Annotated in this window: 15 protein-coding genes, 2 pseudogenes and 1 riboswitch; all 17 genes and pseudogenes read left to right on the top strand. The window is 70.7% G+C overall.

Going from position 1 to position 13,809, the window contains the following annotated elements; genetic code table 11:
* Window positions 1-80 precede the first annotated feature (80 nt).
* The 17 genes and pseudogenes from ACFJGX_RS25345 to ACFJGX_RS25265 all read left to right on the top strand — a co-directional run bounded on the left by ACFJGX_RS25345 (window position 81) and on the right by ACFJGX_RS25265 (window position 13,712).
* Window positions 81-404, top strand: coding sequence for a phage holin family protein (locus ACFJGX_RS25345; RefSeq protein WP_382327297.1), 324 nt, complete (start codon window positions 81-83; stop codon window positions 402-404).
* Window positions 401-706 (top strand): YqjK family protein, encoded by a 306-nt coding sequence (locus ACFJGX_RS25340; RefSeq protein WP_382323389.1) that lies wholly within the window; start codon window positions 401-403, stop codon window positions 704-706. Before ACFJGX_RS25345 ends, ACFJGX_RS25340 begins: the two co-directional genes overlap by 4 nt.
* Before the next feature lie 17 nt (window positions 707-723).
* Window positions 724-1,179 carry a dihydroneopterin triphosphate diphosphatase gene (gene nudB / locus ACFJGX_RS25335; protein ID WP_382323390.1) on the top strand — a complete coding sequence of 152 codons (456 nt, stop codon included), beginning with the start codon at window positions 724-726 and terminating at the stop codon, window positions 1,177-1,179.
* Window positions 1,176-1,904, top strand: coding sequence for an endonuclease/exonuclease/phosphatase family protein (locus ACFJGX_RS25330; RefSeq protein WP_291114956.1), 729 nt, complete (start codon window positions 1,176-1,178; stop codon window positions 1,902-1,904). Before nudB ends, ACFJGX_RS25330 begins: the two co-directional genes overlap by 4 nt.
* Window positions 1,905-1,945: 41 nt before the next feature.
* Window positions 1,946-3,210: pseudogene (gene clsB / locus ACFJGX_RS25325) on the top strand (cardiolipin synthase ClsB).
* A 10-nt stretch (window positions 3,211-3,220) separates the two neighbouring features.
* On the top strand, window positions 3,221-4,243 hold the full coding sequence (locus ACFJGX_RS25320) for a ligase-associated DNA damage response exonuclease (protein ID WP_382327295.1): 1,023 nt from the start codon (window positions 3,221-3,223) through the stop codon (window positions 4,241-4,243).
* Window positions 4,240-6,075 carry an ATP-dependent DNA ligase gene (locus ACFJGX_RS25315; RefSeq protein ID WP_382323392.1) on the top strand — a complete coding sequence of 612 codons (1,836 nt, stop codon included), beginning with the start codon at window positions 4,240-4,242 and terminating at the stop codon, window positions 6,073-6,075. The genes ACFJGX_RS25320 and ACFJGX_RS25315 overlap by 4 nt, the downstream gene beginning before the upstream one ends.
* A 62-nt stretch (window positions 6,076-6,137) precedes the next feature.
* Window positions 6,138-6,872: a GTP cyclohydrolase I gene (gene folE / locus ACFJGX_RS25310; RefSeq protein ID WP_382323393.1), complete on the top strand. Its 735-nt coding sequence runs from the start codon at window positions 6,138-6,140 to the stop codon at window positions 6,870-6,872.
* An 8-nt stretch (window positions 6,873-6,880) separates the two neighbouring features.
* The gene (locus ACFJGX_RS25305; protein ID WP_382161236.1) at window positions 6,881-7,306 is read left to right on the top strand and encodes a BLUF domain-containing protein; all 426 of its coding nucleotides are present in this window, start codon (window positions 6,881-6,883) and stop codon (window positions 7,304-7,306) included.
* Between the two features lie 130 nt (window positions 7,307-7,436).
* Window positions 7,437-8,319, top strand: a pseudogene (locus ACFJGX_RS25300) (EamA family transporter).
* A gap of 1 nt (window position 8,320) precedes the next feature.
* Complete coding sequence (locus tag ACFJGX_RS25295; protein WP_382323395.1) at window positions 8,321-9,175, top strand: DUF429 domain-containing protein; 855 nt, start codon at window positions 8,321-8,323, stop codon at window positions 9,173-9,175.
* 76 nt (window positions 9,176-9,251) lie between these two features.
* Window positions 9,252-9,447, top strand: a riboswitch (FMN riboswitch).
* A gap of 89 nt (window positions 9,448-9,536) precedes the next feature.
* Window positions 9,537-10,046, top strand: coding sequence for a 6,7-dimethyl-8-ribityllumazine synthase (locus ACFJGX_RS25290; protein WP_382323396.1), 510 nt, complete (start codon window positions 9,537-9,539; stop codon window positions 10,044-10,046).
* A 51-nt stretch (window positions 10,047-10,097) separates the two neighbouring features.
* Window positions 10,098-10,925, top strand: a complete 828-nt coding sequence (locus ACFJGX_RS25285) for a helix-turn-helix domain-containing protein (RefSeq protein ID WP_382323397.1) — start codon at window positions 10,098-10,100, stop codon at window positions 10,923-10,925.
* An 80-nt stretch (window positions 10,926-11,005) separates the two neighbouring features.
* The gene (locus tag ACFJGX_RS25280) at window positions 11,006-11,464 is read left to right on the top strand and encodes a VOC family protein (RefSeq protein WP_382323398.1); all 459 of its coding nucleotides are present in this window, start codon (window positions 11,006-11,008) and stop codon (window positions 11,462-11,464) included.
* Window positions 11,465-11,541: 77 nt separating this feature from the next.
* Entirely contained in the window at window positions 11,542-12,642 is a 1,101-nt protein-coding gene (locus ACFJGX_RS25275; RefSeq protein WP_382327293.1) for an MBL fold metallo-hydrolase, read from the top strand.
* 63 nt (window positions 12,643-12,705) lie between these two features.
* Window positions 12,706-13,131, top strand: coding sequence for a hypothetical protein (locus tag ACFJGX_RS25270; RefSeq protein WP_382323400.1), 426 nt, complete (start codon window positions 12,706-12,708; stop codon window positions 13,129-13,131).
* Window positions 13,128-13,712, top strand: coding sequence for a preprotein translocase subunit YajC (locus tag ACFJGX_RS25265; RefSeq protein ID WP_382323401.1), 585 nt, complete (start codon window positions 13,128-13,130; stop codon window positions 13,710-13,712). The genes ACFJGX_RS25270 and ACFJGX_RS25265 overlap by 4 nt, the downstream gene beginning before the upstream one ends.
* Window positions 13,713-13,809: the final 97 nt, after the last annotated feature.

Raw genomic sequence — 13,809 nt, 5'->3', positions numbered from 1 at the left:
TCGGGGCCGCCCGCGCCATCGCGACGCCGCAGCGTTTTTCGTCGTCTCTCCGGGGACTGGCCTCCACGGTCCTGGAACTGGTGCAGATCCGGCTGGAGCTGTTCAGCATCGAAGCCCAGGAAGAGGTGCTGCGCGTCGGCGCGCTGCTGGTCTATGGCGCCGTGGCCGTGGCCTTCCTCAGCCTGGGCGTGGTGCTGCTGGCGCTGCTGATCACCGTGGCCCTTTGGGACACCCACCGCCTGTTGGCGCTGGGCATCTTCACCGGGCTGTTCCTCGTCACCGGCGGCGTGGCCGCCTGGCTGGCGCGGGAGCGCGTGCGCTCCGGCACCTACCTGTTCTCGGCCAGCGTCGAGGAACTCAGGCAGGACCGTGAGGGTCTGCGCGCCGCCAAGGAGGACGCTTGAACCCGCGTGCGGTCGTGCTGGCGATGCGGCGGGAGCGGCTGGTGCTGCGCTCGCAGCAGCTTCGTCGGCAGATCACCACCGAGTTGCAGGCGGTGCAGCCCGCGCTGACCTGGGTGGACCGCCTGCAGGACGCCCTGCTGTGGTTGCGCGGCAACCCCTTGATCGCCACCGCCGGCAGCCTGCTGCTGGCCGTGTGGCGCCCGCGCCGTGCGGCCAGCTTCGGCATGCGGCTGTGGTCGGCCTGGAAGTTCGTGCAGGGCCTTCGCGGGGTCGGCGCGAAACCGCCGTCCCCACGGCGCTGAACCCACCTGTTCGTCCCGTGAAGATTCCGCAATCGGTGCTGGTGGTGATTCACACCCCGGCGCTGGAGGTGTTGCTGATCGAGCGCGCCGATGCGCCCGGTTTCTGGCAATCGGTCACCGGCTCCAAGGACACCGAGGCCGAGGGCTTCGAGGCCACGGCGGCGCGCGAGGTGCAGGAAGAGACCGGCCTTGATGCCCATGCGCCCGGCCAAGTGCTGAGCGACTGGGGGCTGGAAAACGTGTACGAGATCTACCCGCAGTGGCGGCACCGCTACGCGCCGGGCGTCACGCACAACACCGAGCACCTGTTCGGCCTGTGCATTCCCCGCGCGGTGCCGGTGCGGCTGAGCCCACGCGAACACCGCAACCAGGTGTGGCTGCCCTGGGCGCAGGCTGCCGAACGCTGCTTCTCGCCATCCAACGCCGAAGCGATCGCCTGGCTGCCCCGCCTTGGTGGCATGATTTGCCCATGAGCATCGTCAGGATCGCGACCTACAACATCCACAAGGGTGTGCAAGGCCTCGGGCCAGGGCGCCGGCTGGAGATCCACAACATCGCCCACGCGGTGGAACAGTTCGACGCCGACATCGTGTGCCTGCAGGAGGTGCGGCGCCACAACCGCAAGCTCGAAAAACACTTCACCCGCTGGCCCGAGCTCGATCAGGCGGGTTACCTCTCCCCCGAAGGCTACGAATCGGTCTACCGGACCAACGCGATCACGCGCCACGGCGAACACGGCAATGCGCTGCTCTCGCGCTGGCCGGTGATCGACACCAAACACTCCGACGTGTCGGACCACCGTTTCGAGCAGCGCGGCCTGCTGCACGTGCAGCTGCTGGTCGAGGGCGTCGATGTGCACGTGGTGGTGGTGCACCTGGGGCTGATCCACGCCAGCCGCGAGCGCCAGGTGCAGCGCCTGGGCGAGTACATCGCCACCGCCGTGCCGCCGAGCGCGCCGCTGGTGGTGGCGGGCGACTTCAACGACTGGGGCGCGCAGCTGCTGCGGCCCATGGCGGCCCTGGATCTGCGCACCTTCGAGGGCATCCGCCTGGCCACATACCCGTCGCGCCTGCCGCTGCTGCACCTGGACCGCATCTTCGCGCGCGGCCTGCGGCCGGTCTCGGCCCACGTGCCGCACGGCCGGGTGTGGTCGCGCATGTCGGACCACCTGCCCCTGATCGCCGAGCTCGAACTGTGAGCGCGGCACCCCTTCGTTCCGCGAGCGCGCGGCACGCGCCCATGCGAAGGGGCCACCAGCTGCTGTTGCTGCAGGGCGGCGTGGAGTTCTTCCCCGCCCTGATCGAAGCGATGGACGCGGCGCGCATGGTGGTGCATCTGGAGACCTACATCTTCGAGTTCGCCGGCTCGGCCCTGGGCGTGGCCGAGGCCCTGGAGCGCGCGGCGCGGCGCGGCGTGGTGGTGCGCCTGCTCATCGACGGCGTGGGCACGCCCGTGGTGCCCAGGAGTGGCAGCGCCGCTTCGCCGAAGCCGGCGTGGTGATGCGCATCTACGCCCCGCTGGGCCGGCTCGGCCTGCTGGTGCCGCGCAACTGGCGCCGCCTGCACCGCAAGCTCTGCGTGGTCGACGGCGTGGTGGGCTTCTGCGGCGGCATCAACATCATCGACGACCAGGACGACGTGGCGCTCGGCCGCCTGACCGCGCCCCGGCTGGACTTCGCGCTGCGCGTGGCCGGCCCGCTGGTGGAGGACATGGTCGACACCATGGAACAGCTCTGGTGGCGCACCCTGGCCGCGCGGCGCGTGCGCCAGCGCGAGTTCAAGGCCGCGTGGGACGCGCTGCGGGCCTCGCGCCCGGTGGGCGATTTCTCCCGTCTGCTGCAGAAGATCGAAGCCCTGGCCGAGGCCCAGGAGGATGCCAGGGTGGAAGGCCCTTACGGCGAATCCGCGCCGTCGCCGCTGGGGGTGGACGGCGCGCGCGCCACGCTGCTGCTGCGCGACAACGTGACCCACCGGCACGACATCGAGCGCGCCTACCTGAAGGCCATCGGCGAGGCGCGCCAGGAGGTGGTGATCGCCAACGCCTATTTCATTCCCGGGCGCAAGCTGCGCCGCGCGCTCACGATGGCCGCCGCGCGCGGCGTGCGCGTGCGCCTGCTGCTGCAGGGGCGCTACGAGCATTTCCTGCAGTACCGCGCGGCGCGCCCGGTGTACCAGCGGCTGGTGAACGCGGGCATCGAGATCCACGAGTACGCGCCCAGCGCGCTGCACGCCAAGGTGGCGGTGGTGGACCGGCGCTGGTCCACCGTGGGTTCCACCAACCTCGATCCGCTGTCCATGCTGCTGGCGCGCGAGGCCAACGTGATGACCAACGACCGCCGCTTCTCCGGCCTGCTGCACAGCTACCTCGATGGTCTGGTGCAGCACACCGGCCAGTTGCTCGACACGGGCGCCCTGAATCGGCGCCCCTGGGTGCAGCGGCAGCTCGACCGAGTCGCCTTCGCTGTCATGCGGATCACGTTGTTCGTGACGGGCCACCGCTACTAGAGCCAGCCACATGCCCGACGACCTGATCGTCCAGCGCCCCGAAGGGCTGTATTGCCCGCCCGGCGACTTCTACATCGATCCCTGGCGCCGCGTGGAGCGCGCCGTCATCACCCACGCCCATGCCGACCACGCGCGCACCGGCCACGCGCACTACCTGGCCACGGCGGTGTCCGAAGGCCTGCTGCGCGCGCGGCTGGGGGCTGACATCCACCTTCAAGGGCTTGCCTACGGCGAGACGGTGGAGCACCACGGCGTGCGCATCTCTCTGCACCCGGCCGGCCACGTGCTGGGTTCGGCGCAAGTGAGGGTGGAGCACCAGGGGCGCGTGTGGGTGCGCAGCGGCGACTACCGCACCACGCCGGCCGGCGCCGTGCCCGACCGCACCTGCGCGCCCTTCGAACCGGTGCGCTGCGACGTCTTCATCACCGAGTCCACCTTCGGCCTGCCGATCTACCGCTGGCGCTCCGATGCCGAGCTGTTCGGCGAGATCAACCGCTGGTGGCAGGACAACGCCGAGACCGGCCGGGCCAGCGTGCTCTCCTGCTACAGCCTGGGCAAGGCGCAGCGCATCCTGGCCGGGGTGGACGCGTCCATCGGTCCCATCGTGTGCCATGGCGCGGTCGAACCGCTGAACCGCGCCTACCGCGCCGCCGGCGTTGCGCTGCCCGACACGCTGCAGGTGAGCGACGTGAGCGACCCCGCCACCTTCCGCCGCGCGCTGGTGCTGTGCCCGGGCTCCGCCCTGGGCACGCCCTGGATCAAGCGCTTCGGCGATTTCTCCGACGCCTTCGCCAGTGGCTGGATGCAGGTGCGCGGCTGGCGGCGGCGCGGTGGCCTGGACCGCGGCTTCGTGCTCAGCGACCATGCCGACTGGCCCGGCCTGCTCAGCGCCATCGGCGCCAGCGGGGCCGAGCGGGTCATCGTCACGCACGGCAGCGTGCCGGTGCTGGTGCGTTACCTGCAGGAGCAGGGCCTGCAGGCCGAGAGCTTCGACACCGAGTACGGCGACGAGACCGAGGCCACCGGCGCATGAAACGCTTCGCGGCCCTGTTCAACGAGTTGGACGCGACCACCGCGACCAACGCCAAGGTCGCCGCGCTGCGCCGTTACCTGGCCGAGGTGGACGACGCCGACGCGGCCTGGGCGGTGTACTTCCTGGCCGGCGGGAAGCCGCGCCAGCTCATCAAGACGGCGCAATTGCGCGCGCAGGCGATCGCCGCCTCGGGCCTGCCGGAGTGGTTGTTCGAGGCCAGCTACCAGGCGGTGGGCGATCTGGCCGAGACCATCGCGCTGGTGTTGCCCCTGCCGCCACAGGCCGAAGGCATGCAGACCCGGTTGAGCGAGTGGATGGAAGAGCGGCTGCTGCCCCTGCGCGGGCAAGGGGACGAGGCCGTGGCCATGGCCCTGGGCGCCTGGTGGCGCGAGCTCGACGCCGCGGGGCGTTTCCTGCTCGTCAAGCTGGTGGGCGGAGGCTTTCGCGTCGGCGTGAGCAAGCTGCTGGTGCAGCGCGCGATCGCCGCGCACGCCGGGCTGGACGCCAAGCTGGTGGCCGCGCGCATGATGGGCTTCACCGACAGCAAACGCTCGCCCACGCCCGCGCTGTACCGCGCGCTGGTGGCGCCGGCCGAGCCGGCAGGCGAGGCGCGGGGCGGGCGCGACCCGAGCCAGCCCTATCCGTTCTTCCTGGCCAGTCCGTTGAACGCGGAGGCGGACGGCGATCTCCTGGCCATGGAGATCGCGAGCGCGGGCACGGCCCAGACCATGGAGGCCCGCCTGGGCCCCGCGAGCGACTGGCTGGCCGAGTGGAAGTTCGACGGCATCCGGGGCCAGATCGTCAAACGCGCCGGGCAGGTGTGGGTGTGGTCGCGCGGTGAGGAACTGATGAGCGAGCGCTTCCCCGAGCTGCAGGCGCTCGCGCAGCGCTGGCCGGACGGCACCGTGCTGGACGGCGAAATCCTGGTCTGGGACGACGGCGACCCGGTCACGCCCCGACTACCCGGCAGCGAGAGACCGGGCGGCCCCGCACCCTTCGCCCTGCTGCAGCAGCGCATCGGCCGCAAGACCCTGGGCCCCAAGGTGCTGGCCGAGGCGCCGGTCGGTTTCATGGCCTACGACCTGCTCGAGGCCGGCCACGACGACCTGCGCCAGGTGCCGCAGCACGAACGCCGCCTGCGCCTGGAAGCCCTGGCCGCCACGCTCAACGCCACGCCGGGCCCGCGCCTGTGGCTCTCGCCCCGGGTCCCGGGCGGGGACTGGGCCACGCTGGCCCGCTGGCGCGCGCAGGCGCGGACGCTCGACGTGGAGGGCCTGATGCTCAAGCACCGCGACAGCGCCTACGGCACCGGCCGGCAGAAACGCGGCGACGGCCCGGGTCTGCTGGCGTGGTGGAAATGGAAGATCGATCCGCTGACGATCGATGGCGTGCTGATCTACGCCCAGGCCGGCCACGGCCGCCGCGCCTCGGTCTACACCGACTACACCTTCGCGGTGTGGAACCGTCCCCCGGTGGACGCCGCCGAGGCGCAGGCGGTGGTCGAGGCGATCGCGCAGCGCCGCCCGGCCGATCCCGAGGGCCTGCAGCTGGTGGCCTTCACCAAGGCCTATTCGGGCCTGACCGACGAGGAGTTCAAAGCGGTCGATGCGGTGATCCGCCAGAACACGCTGGAGAAGTTCGGCCCGGTGCGCAGCGTGCGGCCCACGCTGGTGTTCGAGCTGGCGTTCGAGGGCATCGCACGCAGTTCGCGCCACAAGAGCGGCGTGGCGCTGCGCTTTCCGCGCATGCAGCGCATCCGCGACGACAAGCCGCTGCACGAGGCCAACACCCTGCAAGACCTCGAGCAACTGCTGGCCAGCAAGGCCGGCTGAGGCCCGGCGCCCAATGCCCCCAGGCCGGGTACCCCCGGGAGGTCCGGTGTTAGCATGCCCCAATGCTGACGAAAACCGCATCCGACATGACCCCCGCAGCCCCCCCTGACGACGACCACGGCGTGCCCGTTTCCGTCAAGATCCGCGAGCGCGTGAAGGCCGCGCGCCAGCGTTTCCACTCCAACGACAACATCGCCGAGTTCATCCAGCCCGGCGAGCTGGAGAAGCTGCTCGACGAAGTGACCGAGAAGATGCAGGGCGTGCTCGATGCCATGGTCATCGACACCGAGAACGACCACAACACCGGCGACACCGCGCGCCGCGTGCGCAAGATGTACCTCAAGGAGGTGTTCAACGGCCGTTACGTGAAGGCCCCGAGCATCACCGAGTTCCCCAACGCCGAGCACCTCAACGAGCTGATGATCGTCGGCCCGATCACCGTGCGCAGCGCCTGCAGCCACCACTTTTGCCCGGTCATCGGCAAGATCTGGATCGGCGTGATGCCCAACGAGCACACCAACGTGATCGGCCTGTCCAAGTACGCGCGCCTGGCCGAGTGGATCATGGGCCGCCCGCAGATCCAGGAAGAGGCCGTGGTGCAGCTGGCCGACCTGATCCAGGAAAAGACCCAGCCCGACGGCCTGGCGCTGGTGATGGAAGCCAGCCACTACTGCATGGCCTGGCGCGGCGTGAAGGACATGAACAGCAAGATGATCAACTCGGTCATGCGCGGCGTGTTCCTCAAGGACCCCAACCTGCGCCGCGAATTCCTCGCCCTCATCCCCCGTCAATCCTGAGGCCCATCATGCTGGTACGCCTGCTCTACGTCAGCCGCGCTGTCGACAAGGACTGCGCCAAAGCCATCGAATCCATCCTGGAGTCGTCGCGCTCGCACAACCTGGGCAACGGCATCACCGGTGTGCTCTGCTACGGCGGCGGCGTGTTCCTGCAGGCCATCGAGGGCGGCCGCAACGCGGTGAACGGCCTCTACAGCCACATCGTGGCCGACCCGCGCCACACCGAGGTGGTGCTGCTGCACTACGAAGAGATCACCGAGCGCCGCTTCGGTGGCTGGACCATGGGCCAGGTCAACCTCTCCAAGCTCAACACCTCCATCGTGCTGAAGTACTCCGAACGCCCTGAGTTCGACCCCTACGCCGTCTCGGGTCGGGTGTCGCTGGCTCTTCTCGAAGAGTTGATGGCCACAGCCAGCATCATCGGCAGAGCTTGAGGATCTCCCCCCTGCGCCGCTGCGCGGCTTCCCCCCTCCGTGGCGCGCCTTCGGCGCTTCGAGGGGGGACGGCACCTTGGGCCGGCGAAGCCGGACCCTCGGCGCCCCTTGAGTTTGATTTCTCCACTGCATGTCGCTGAACGCGTTCTGTCTCATCGTGCTGGCCGGCCTGATCCACGCCGGCTGGAACATCGTCGCCAAGAAGGCCGCGGGCGACGCGCGCTTCGCCTTCTTCAACGCCTTCCTCATGATGCTGGTCTGGGCGCCGCTGGGCTGGTGGCTGGGCCGCGAGGAGGTGCCGCGCTGGGGCGCGACCGAATGGGGTTTTCGTGGTCGCCAGCGGCGTGCTGCACGTCTTCTACTACGTGATCCTGTTGCGCGGCTACCGCAAGGCGGATCTCACCGTGGTCTACCCGATGGCGCGCGGCTCGGGGCCGCTGCTGTCTTCGCTGGTGGCGATCGTGTTTCTGGGCGAGCGCATTTCGGCGCTGGGCGCCCTGGGCATCGCGGGGGTGGTGGGCGGTGTGTTCCTGATCGCCGGCGGCCCGGGCCTGCTGCGCGCCGCGCACGATCCGGTGGCGCGCCGCCGCGTGCACAAGGGCATGGTCTACGGCGTGCTCACGGGCGTGTTCATCGCGGCCTACACGGTGGTGGACGGCTACGCGGTCAAGATGCTGCTGATGTCGCCCATCCTGATCGACTACATGGGCAACTTCGTGCGCCTGGGCCTGCTCGCCCCCGCCGTGCTGCGCGACCTGCCCACCGCGCGGCAGCTGTGGCGCGTGCAGTGGCGCTACGCGCTGCTGGTGGCCGTGGTCAGCCCCATCGCCTATGTGCTGGTGCTCTACGCCATGCGCGAGGCGCCGCTGTCGCATGTGGCGCCCGCGCGCGAGGTGTCCATGCTGTTCGCGGCGCTGATCGGTGCGCACCTGCTGGGCGAGGGCGACCGCGCGGCGCGCATCCTCGGCGCCCTGTGCATCGCCGCCGGCGTGACCGCGCTGGCCCTGGGTTGAAATGGGCAGTGTGAGCGACACGGCGGCCTTCCAGCTGCTGGGCTGCGACTTCAGCAGCGCACCGAGCCGGCGCAAACCCATCACGCTGGCCGTGGGACGCGCCGACCGGGGCCGCGTGGTGCTCGAGGGCGTGGAGCACTTCGAGACGCTCGACGCCTGGAGCCAGCGCCTGGGGGCATCGGGCCGGTGGGTGGGCGGTTTCGACCTGCCGTTCGGCCTGCCGCGCGAACTGGTCACCACCCTGGGCTGGCCGACCGACTGGGCGGCCTGCATGGCGCACTACGAGGGCCTGAGCCGAGAGGCGATCCGCGAGGCCTTCGCCGCCTTCTGCGATGCGCGGCCGGTGGGCGGCAAGTTCGCGCACCGCGCCACCGACGGGCCGGCCGGCTCCAGCCCGAGCATGAAATGGGTCAACCCGCCGGTGGCCTTCATGCTGCACGCCGGCGTGCCGCGCCTGATCGCCGCCGGCGTCACGCTGCCGGGCTTGTTCGAGGGCGACGGCAGCCGCGTGGGGCTGGAGGCCTACCCGGGCCTGCTCGCGCGCAGCGTGCTGGGCACGGTCTCGTACAAGAGCGACGACAAGGCCAAGCAGACGCCCGAGCGCCTGATCGCGCGCAAGACGCTGATCAACGCGCTGGAGAACGGCCAGGCCCCGCTGCTGCAGGCCGTGGGCCTGCGCCTGCGGCTCACGCACGCCCAGCGCGACGCGCTGGCCGACGACGCCAGCGGCGACCGGCTGGACGCCGTGCTCTGCCTGCTGCAGGCGGCCTGGGCCGAGCAGCAGCACCGCGCCGGCCTGCCACGCTGGGGCCTGCCGGTGTTCGACCCGCTCGAAGGCTGGATCGTCACGGCCTGACGGGTTGGTACCCGTGCGACAGCGCGGGATTTCGGCACTGCCTAGAATTCGTCGGGCCCGGCCGCGTGCCGGACACAAGCGTTCTCAGGGCGGGGTGAAACTCCCCACCGGCGGTGATGGCGGCGTGGCGACACGACCGCACGAGTGCCGCGAGCGCCCAGGCGCCGGTTCGTCCGGCGCGTGGGGTCAGCAGACCCGGTGAGATCCCGGGACCGACGGTAAGAAGCGGGTCTGACCGACCCGCTTGACAGTCCGGATGAAAGAGAGCGCGAGCCAGGCACCCCCCGTGCGCGCCCGCGCGCCGGTGGTGCGTGCGCTTGTGCGCCCTGATTTGTTGGCCCCTCCTTTTTCCGAGGACACCATGAATCAGACCGAGTCTTCCCACCACCTCCACCTGCCCGCCGGCCTGCGCTTCGCGTTCGTCGAGGCGTCCTGGCACGCCGACATCGTGCACCAGGCGCGCGATGCCTTCTTCGCCGAAATGGCGCAAGGCGGCTTCGGCGCCGACGCCATCGACGTGTTCGACGTGCCCGGCGCCTTCGAGATCCCGCTGCATGCCCAGCGCCTGGCCCGCTCCGGCCGCTACGCCGCCGTCGTCGGCAGCGCGCTGGTGGTCGATGGGGGCATCTACCGCCACGACTTCGTCTCGCAGACGGTGGTGCAGGCGCTCATGGACGTGCAGCTCGACACCGGCGTGCCGATGATCTCGGCCGTGCTCACGCCGCACCACTTCCACGAACACGCCGAGCACCGCAAGTACTTCCTGCGGCACTTCGCCGTCAAGGGCACCGAGGCCGCGCAGGCCTGTCTGCAGACCGTGGCCGGTCTGCGCCGCCTGGACGCGCTGCTGAGCCCGACCGCCGCCGCCTGACGGCCGGCGCCTTGAGCGCGCGGGGGCGATGGGGTACAACCGCCGTTCACCATGTCGCTGCAACGCCTGCCTTCGCCCGCCCTGCGCCCTTTCGTGGCGCAGCTGTGGGCGAGCGAGGACCCGGGCGAGGCGCGCTGCGCCACGCCGTGGCGCGAGCACGCCTTGCCCAGCGGGGCGATGCACCTCGTCATCCGGCTGTCCGACCACCCGCTGCGCATCGCCGATGCCGGCAGCGGCGACCGCGCGCAGACGGTGGCCCCGTCGCTGGTGGGCGGCATGCGCTCCCGGTTCTACCTGCGGGAGTTGCTCGCGCCGTCCTGCTCCGTGGGCGCGGTGCTGCGGCCCGGTGCGGCCGAATGCCTGTTCGGTGGCGTGACCGCCGACGAGCTGGCCGAACGCCACACCCCGCTGGACGCGCTGTGGGGCGCTGAGGCGCATCGGCTGCGCGAGCGGTTGCTGGCGCTGCGCTCGCCGCAGGACCGATTGACCCTGTTCGAGGCCGCGCTCGCGGCGCGCCTGCCGCGCGTGCAGGGCCTGCATCCCGCGGTGGCCGGCGCGCTGGCGCAGTTCCTGGGTGGGGTGTCGGTGGCGGCCGCCGTGCAGGACAGCGGTTTCAGCCACCGCCGCTTCCTGCAGCTGTTCCGCCAGGGCGTGGGCCTGGGGCCCAAGACCTACCTGCGCGTGCTGCGTTTCCAGCGCGTGCTGCCGGTCCTGCGCTCGGACCCCGCGCTGTCCCTGGCGGCGCTGGCGGCGGACCTGGGCTACAGCGACCAGTCGCATTTCAACCGCGAGTTCCTGGCCTTCAGCGGTGTCACGCCGCTGGCGTACCGTCAGCGCATGGGGACCGACATCCACCACCTGCCGATGGGCGGTGGCTGAGGTCAATTTTTTTCTATACGCCCGCGCGGTGCCTGGGGAAGATGCGAACCCTGTCCATTCCTGTCCACCGAGGTGAAACCATGAAGATCGAAGAAGTGTTCGCCTACCTTTGCGTGTCCGACGCGAAGGCCGCCATCGCGTTCTACCGCAACGCCTTCGGCGCCACCGAGAAATTCCGCCTCACCGAGCCCAGCGGCCGCGTCGGCCACGCCGAGATGGCCTTTGGCCCGATGACCGTCATGCTCAGCGACGAGTACCCGGAATACGGCATCCGCTCGGCCTCGGCGATCGGCGCCACCCCGGTGTCCATCCACCTGCACGTGGACAACGCCGACCGCATGATCGAGCAGGCCCTGAAGGCCGGGGCCACGCTCGAGCGCGAGGCGCAGGACGCGTTCTACGGCGAACGCTCCGGCGTCGTGCGCGACCCCTTCGGCCACCGCTGGCTGATCGGCCACCACATCGAAGACGTGACCACGGACGAGATGCAGCGCCGCTACACGGCGCTGATGGCATCCGGCGATCCCGGCGAGGGTTGAGGACATCCGCGGCCAGGCCTCGACGCCGGCCCGCCGCGCAGGCACCATGCACGGGTTTCATCCATCCGAAGCCCTTCATGCACCTGCTGTCGCACCTGGCCGTTTCCTGCTCCCTGATCCTGACCTCTGTCGGCCTGTTCGCGGGTTGCGCCGCCGTTCGCGCCGGTGAGGCCGAGCGCCCACCGGCCTCGACCCAGCGGGGCGACGACGGGCGGTTCCGCAATCCGCCCGACCCGAGCAACCGCCCCACCGAAGGCAGCTGGAAAATCTGGAGCCGCTTCCTGTTCGAGACCCCGGTGGGCGCCGTCCCGCTGGACCCGATCCCGGTTCGCCGTCTGGACCGGGCCACGCTCGACGCGCTGGACCCGGCGGCCAACCACATCGTGCGCCTGGGCCATTCGTCGCACCTGCTCAAGCTGCAGGGCCGCTACTGGCTGATCGATCCGGTGTTCAGCGAACGCGCGTCTCCGGTACAGTGGCTCGGCCCGAAGCGCTTCCACGCGCCGCCGCTGTCGCTGGACGAGTTGCCGCCCATCGATGGCTTGATCCTCTCGCACGACCACTACGACCACCTGGATCAAGCCACCATCGAGGCGCTGCGCGAGCGCGTGCAGCGCTACTTCGTGCCCCTGGGCGTGCGCGAGCGCCTGCAGGGCATGGGCGTGGACCCCCAGCGCGTGCAGGAGTTCGACTGGTGGCAGGGCACCCGCCACGCGGGGGTGCAGCTCACCGCCACGCCGGCCCACCACTTCTCGGGGCGCACGCTGTGGGACCGCAACAGCACGCTGTGGGCCTCGTGGTTCATCCAGAGTGGCGACGAGCGCATCTTCTTCAGCGGCGACTCGGGTTATTTCGCGGGTTTCAAGGCGATTGCCGAGCGCCTGGGCCCCATCGACATCGCCCTGCTGGAAAACGGGGCCTACGACAGCTACTGGCCGTCCGCCCACATGTCGCCCGAGGAGACCGTGCAGGCCTTCAAGGACCTGCGGGCGAAGCAGCTGTACCTGGTGCACAACAGCACCTTCAACCTGGGTTTCCACACCTGGCACGACCCCATGGACCGCGTGGCCGACATCGCCGAGCGGGAAGGCCTGCCCCTGGCGACGCCGGAGATCGGCGAGGTGTTGACGCTGGGCCGCCCGCGCCAGAACCAGCGCTGGTGGAAAGGCCTGCGCTGACGCGCCCGCCCCCAGGGAGCGCCCGAGCGGGTAAGCTGTCCTCCGTGTTTCAGGAGGACTCCCATGTACCCTTGGCTCTTTCTGTGGGCGCCGCAGCTGCAACTGCCCTTCAGCGGCGATGTGGCGCAGCGTATCGAACCCCGCACCCAGTGGTTCTTTGACGGCATCGACACCGCGTCGGGCGATCCGGTGATCGAGCGCAAGGCCTTCGAGGTGGCGACCTATGGGCGCCAGCTCGGGCTGATCACCGAACTGCTGCTCGACATGGCCGCGCAGACGCCGCCGCGCACCCGGGCCGGCCGCGAGGCGCGCCAGCGGCTGCAGAAGATCCAGGCCGAGATCGAGCGCATCAAGGCCGAGGACGCGGCGGCCCAGGTGGACATGGTCGAGGCCGGCCTGCGGCGCCTCAAGGCCCGCCACCGACCCGAGTACGAGGCCCTGCGCGCGCGCCTGCAGCAAGCCCTGGCCGCGCCCGAGGCCGCACCGTGAACCTGACCGACATGGGAGCCCTGCCACTCACCCTGCTGGCCTCGCTGGGCGTCGCCATCGTGCTGCTGGTGATCCGCGTGCTCGTGATGCAGCGGGTGCAGCAGCGGCGCCAGCGCGAGAACCGCCAGGAAACCGAGCGCCTGAAATCGCTGGTGGCGGCGTACCGCGCGCTGGCGGGGTCGTTCTCGCCGGCCACGGTCGAGCACGCGACGCAGATGGAGGAAACGCTGGCCGAGATCGTGCTGTTCGGCTCGCTGCCTCAGGTCGAATTGGCCGCGGCCTGCGCCACCGCGCTCAAGCGCGGCGAATCGCCGGACTTCCAGCCCCTGGTGGAAGCCCTGCGGTCCGACCTGCGCCGCCAGTTGGGGCTCGAACCCATTCCGATCACCCTGCTGTTGCCGACCTCGGGGCCGGGGCGCGCCGCGCCGCGCGGGCGGGGGGACGGTGAAGGCGGTGGCGGCGGTGGCGGCGGTGCGGGGGGGCGTGGCGGCGCGGGAGGTGGTGGAGGGGGCGGCGGGGGAGGGGCCGCGGCGGGCGGGCTGGGCGCGGGCCTGATCGCCGGGGAAGTCCTCCACAACTGAGCCAAGGCGTGCTCTGCGGGCCCGCACTTGGTGCATCATGGGCGCTTGCGCTGCGCCGCCGACACTCGGGTCGGCCGGCGGAAGCACAAGCCTTCGA

Origin of the sequence: Hydrogenophaga sp. UC242_50 (assembly GCF_042697355.1) — a bacterium.
Taxonomy (GTDB): Bacteria; Pseudomonadota; Gammaproteobacteria; order Burkholderiales; family Burkholderiaceae_C; genus Hydrogenophaga.
The sequence above is the reverse complement of the archived record's forward strand: the minus strand, read 5'-3'. Positions and strand labels throughout refer to the sequence as shown.

What these genes read in the sequence shown, in the direction of transcription:
- ACFJGX_RS25295 (WP_382323395.1), top strand. Translation starts at nt 8,321, where the DNA reads ATGGGCAGTGTGAGCGACACGGCGGCCTTCCAGCTGCTGGGCTGCGAC.
- ACFJGX_RS25330 (WP_291114956.1), top strand. Translation starts at nt 1,176, where the DNA reads ATGAGCATCGTCAGGATCGCGACCTACAACATCCACAAGGGTGTGCAA.
- ACFJGX_RS25275 (WP_382327293.1), top strand. Translation starts at nt 11,542, where the DNA reads ATGCACCTGCTGTCGCACCTGGCCGTTTCCTGCTCCCTGATCCTGACC.
- ACFJGX_RS25290 (WP_382323396.1), top strand. Translation starts at nt 9,537, where the DNA reads ATGAATCAGACCGAGTCTTCCCACCACCTCCACCTGCCCGCCGGCCTG.
- ACFJGX_RS25315 (WP_382323392.1), top strand. Translation starts at nt 4,240, where the DNA reads ATGAAACGCTTCGCGGCCCTGTTCAACGAGTTGGACGCGACCACCGCG.
- folE (WP_382323393.1), top strand. Translation starts at nt 6,138, where the DNA reads ATGCTGACGAAAACCGCATCCGACATGACCCCCGCAGCCCCCCCTGAC.
- ACFJGX_RS25280 (WP_382323398.1), top strand. Translation starts at nt 11,006, where the DNA reads ATGAAGATCGAAGAAGTGTTCGCCTACCTTTGCGTGTCCGACGCGAAG.
- ACFJGX_RS25270 (WP_382323400.1), top strand. Translation starts at nt 12,706, where the DNA reads ATGTACCCTTGGCTCTTTCTGTGGGCGCCGCAGCTGCAACTGCCCTTC.
- ACFJGX_RS25320 (WP_382327295.1), top strand. Translation starts at nt 3,221, where the DNA reads ATGCCCGACGACCTGATCGTCCAGCGCCCCGAAGGGCTGTATTGCCCG.
- ACFJGX_RS25305 (WP_382161236.1), top strand. Translation starts at nt 6,881, where the DNA reads ATGCTGGTACGCCTGCTCTACGTCAGCCGCGCTGTCGACAAGGACTGC.
- ACFJGX_RS25285 (WP_382323397.1), top strand. Translation starts at nt 10,098, where the DNA reads ATGTCGCTGCAACGCCTGCCTTCGCCCGCCCTGCGCCCTTTCGTGGCG.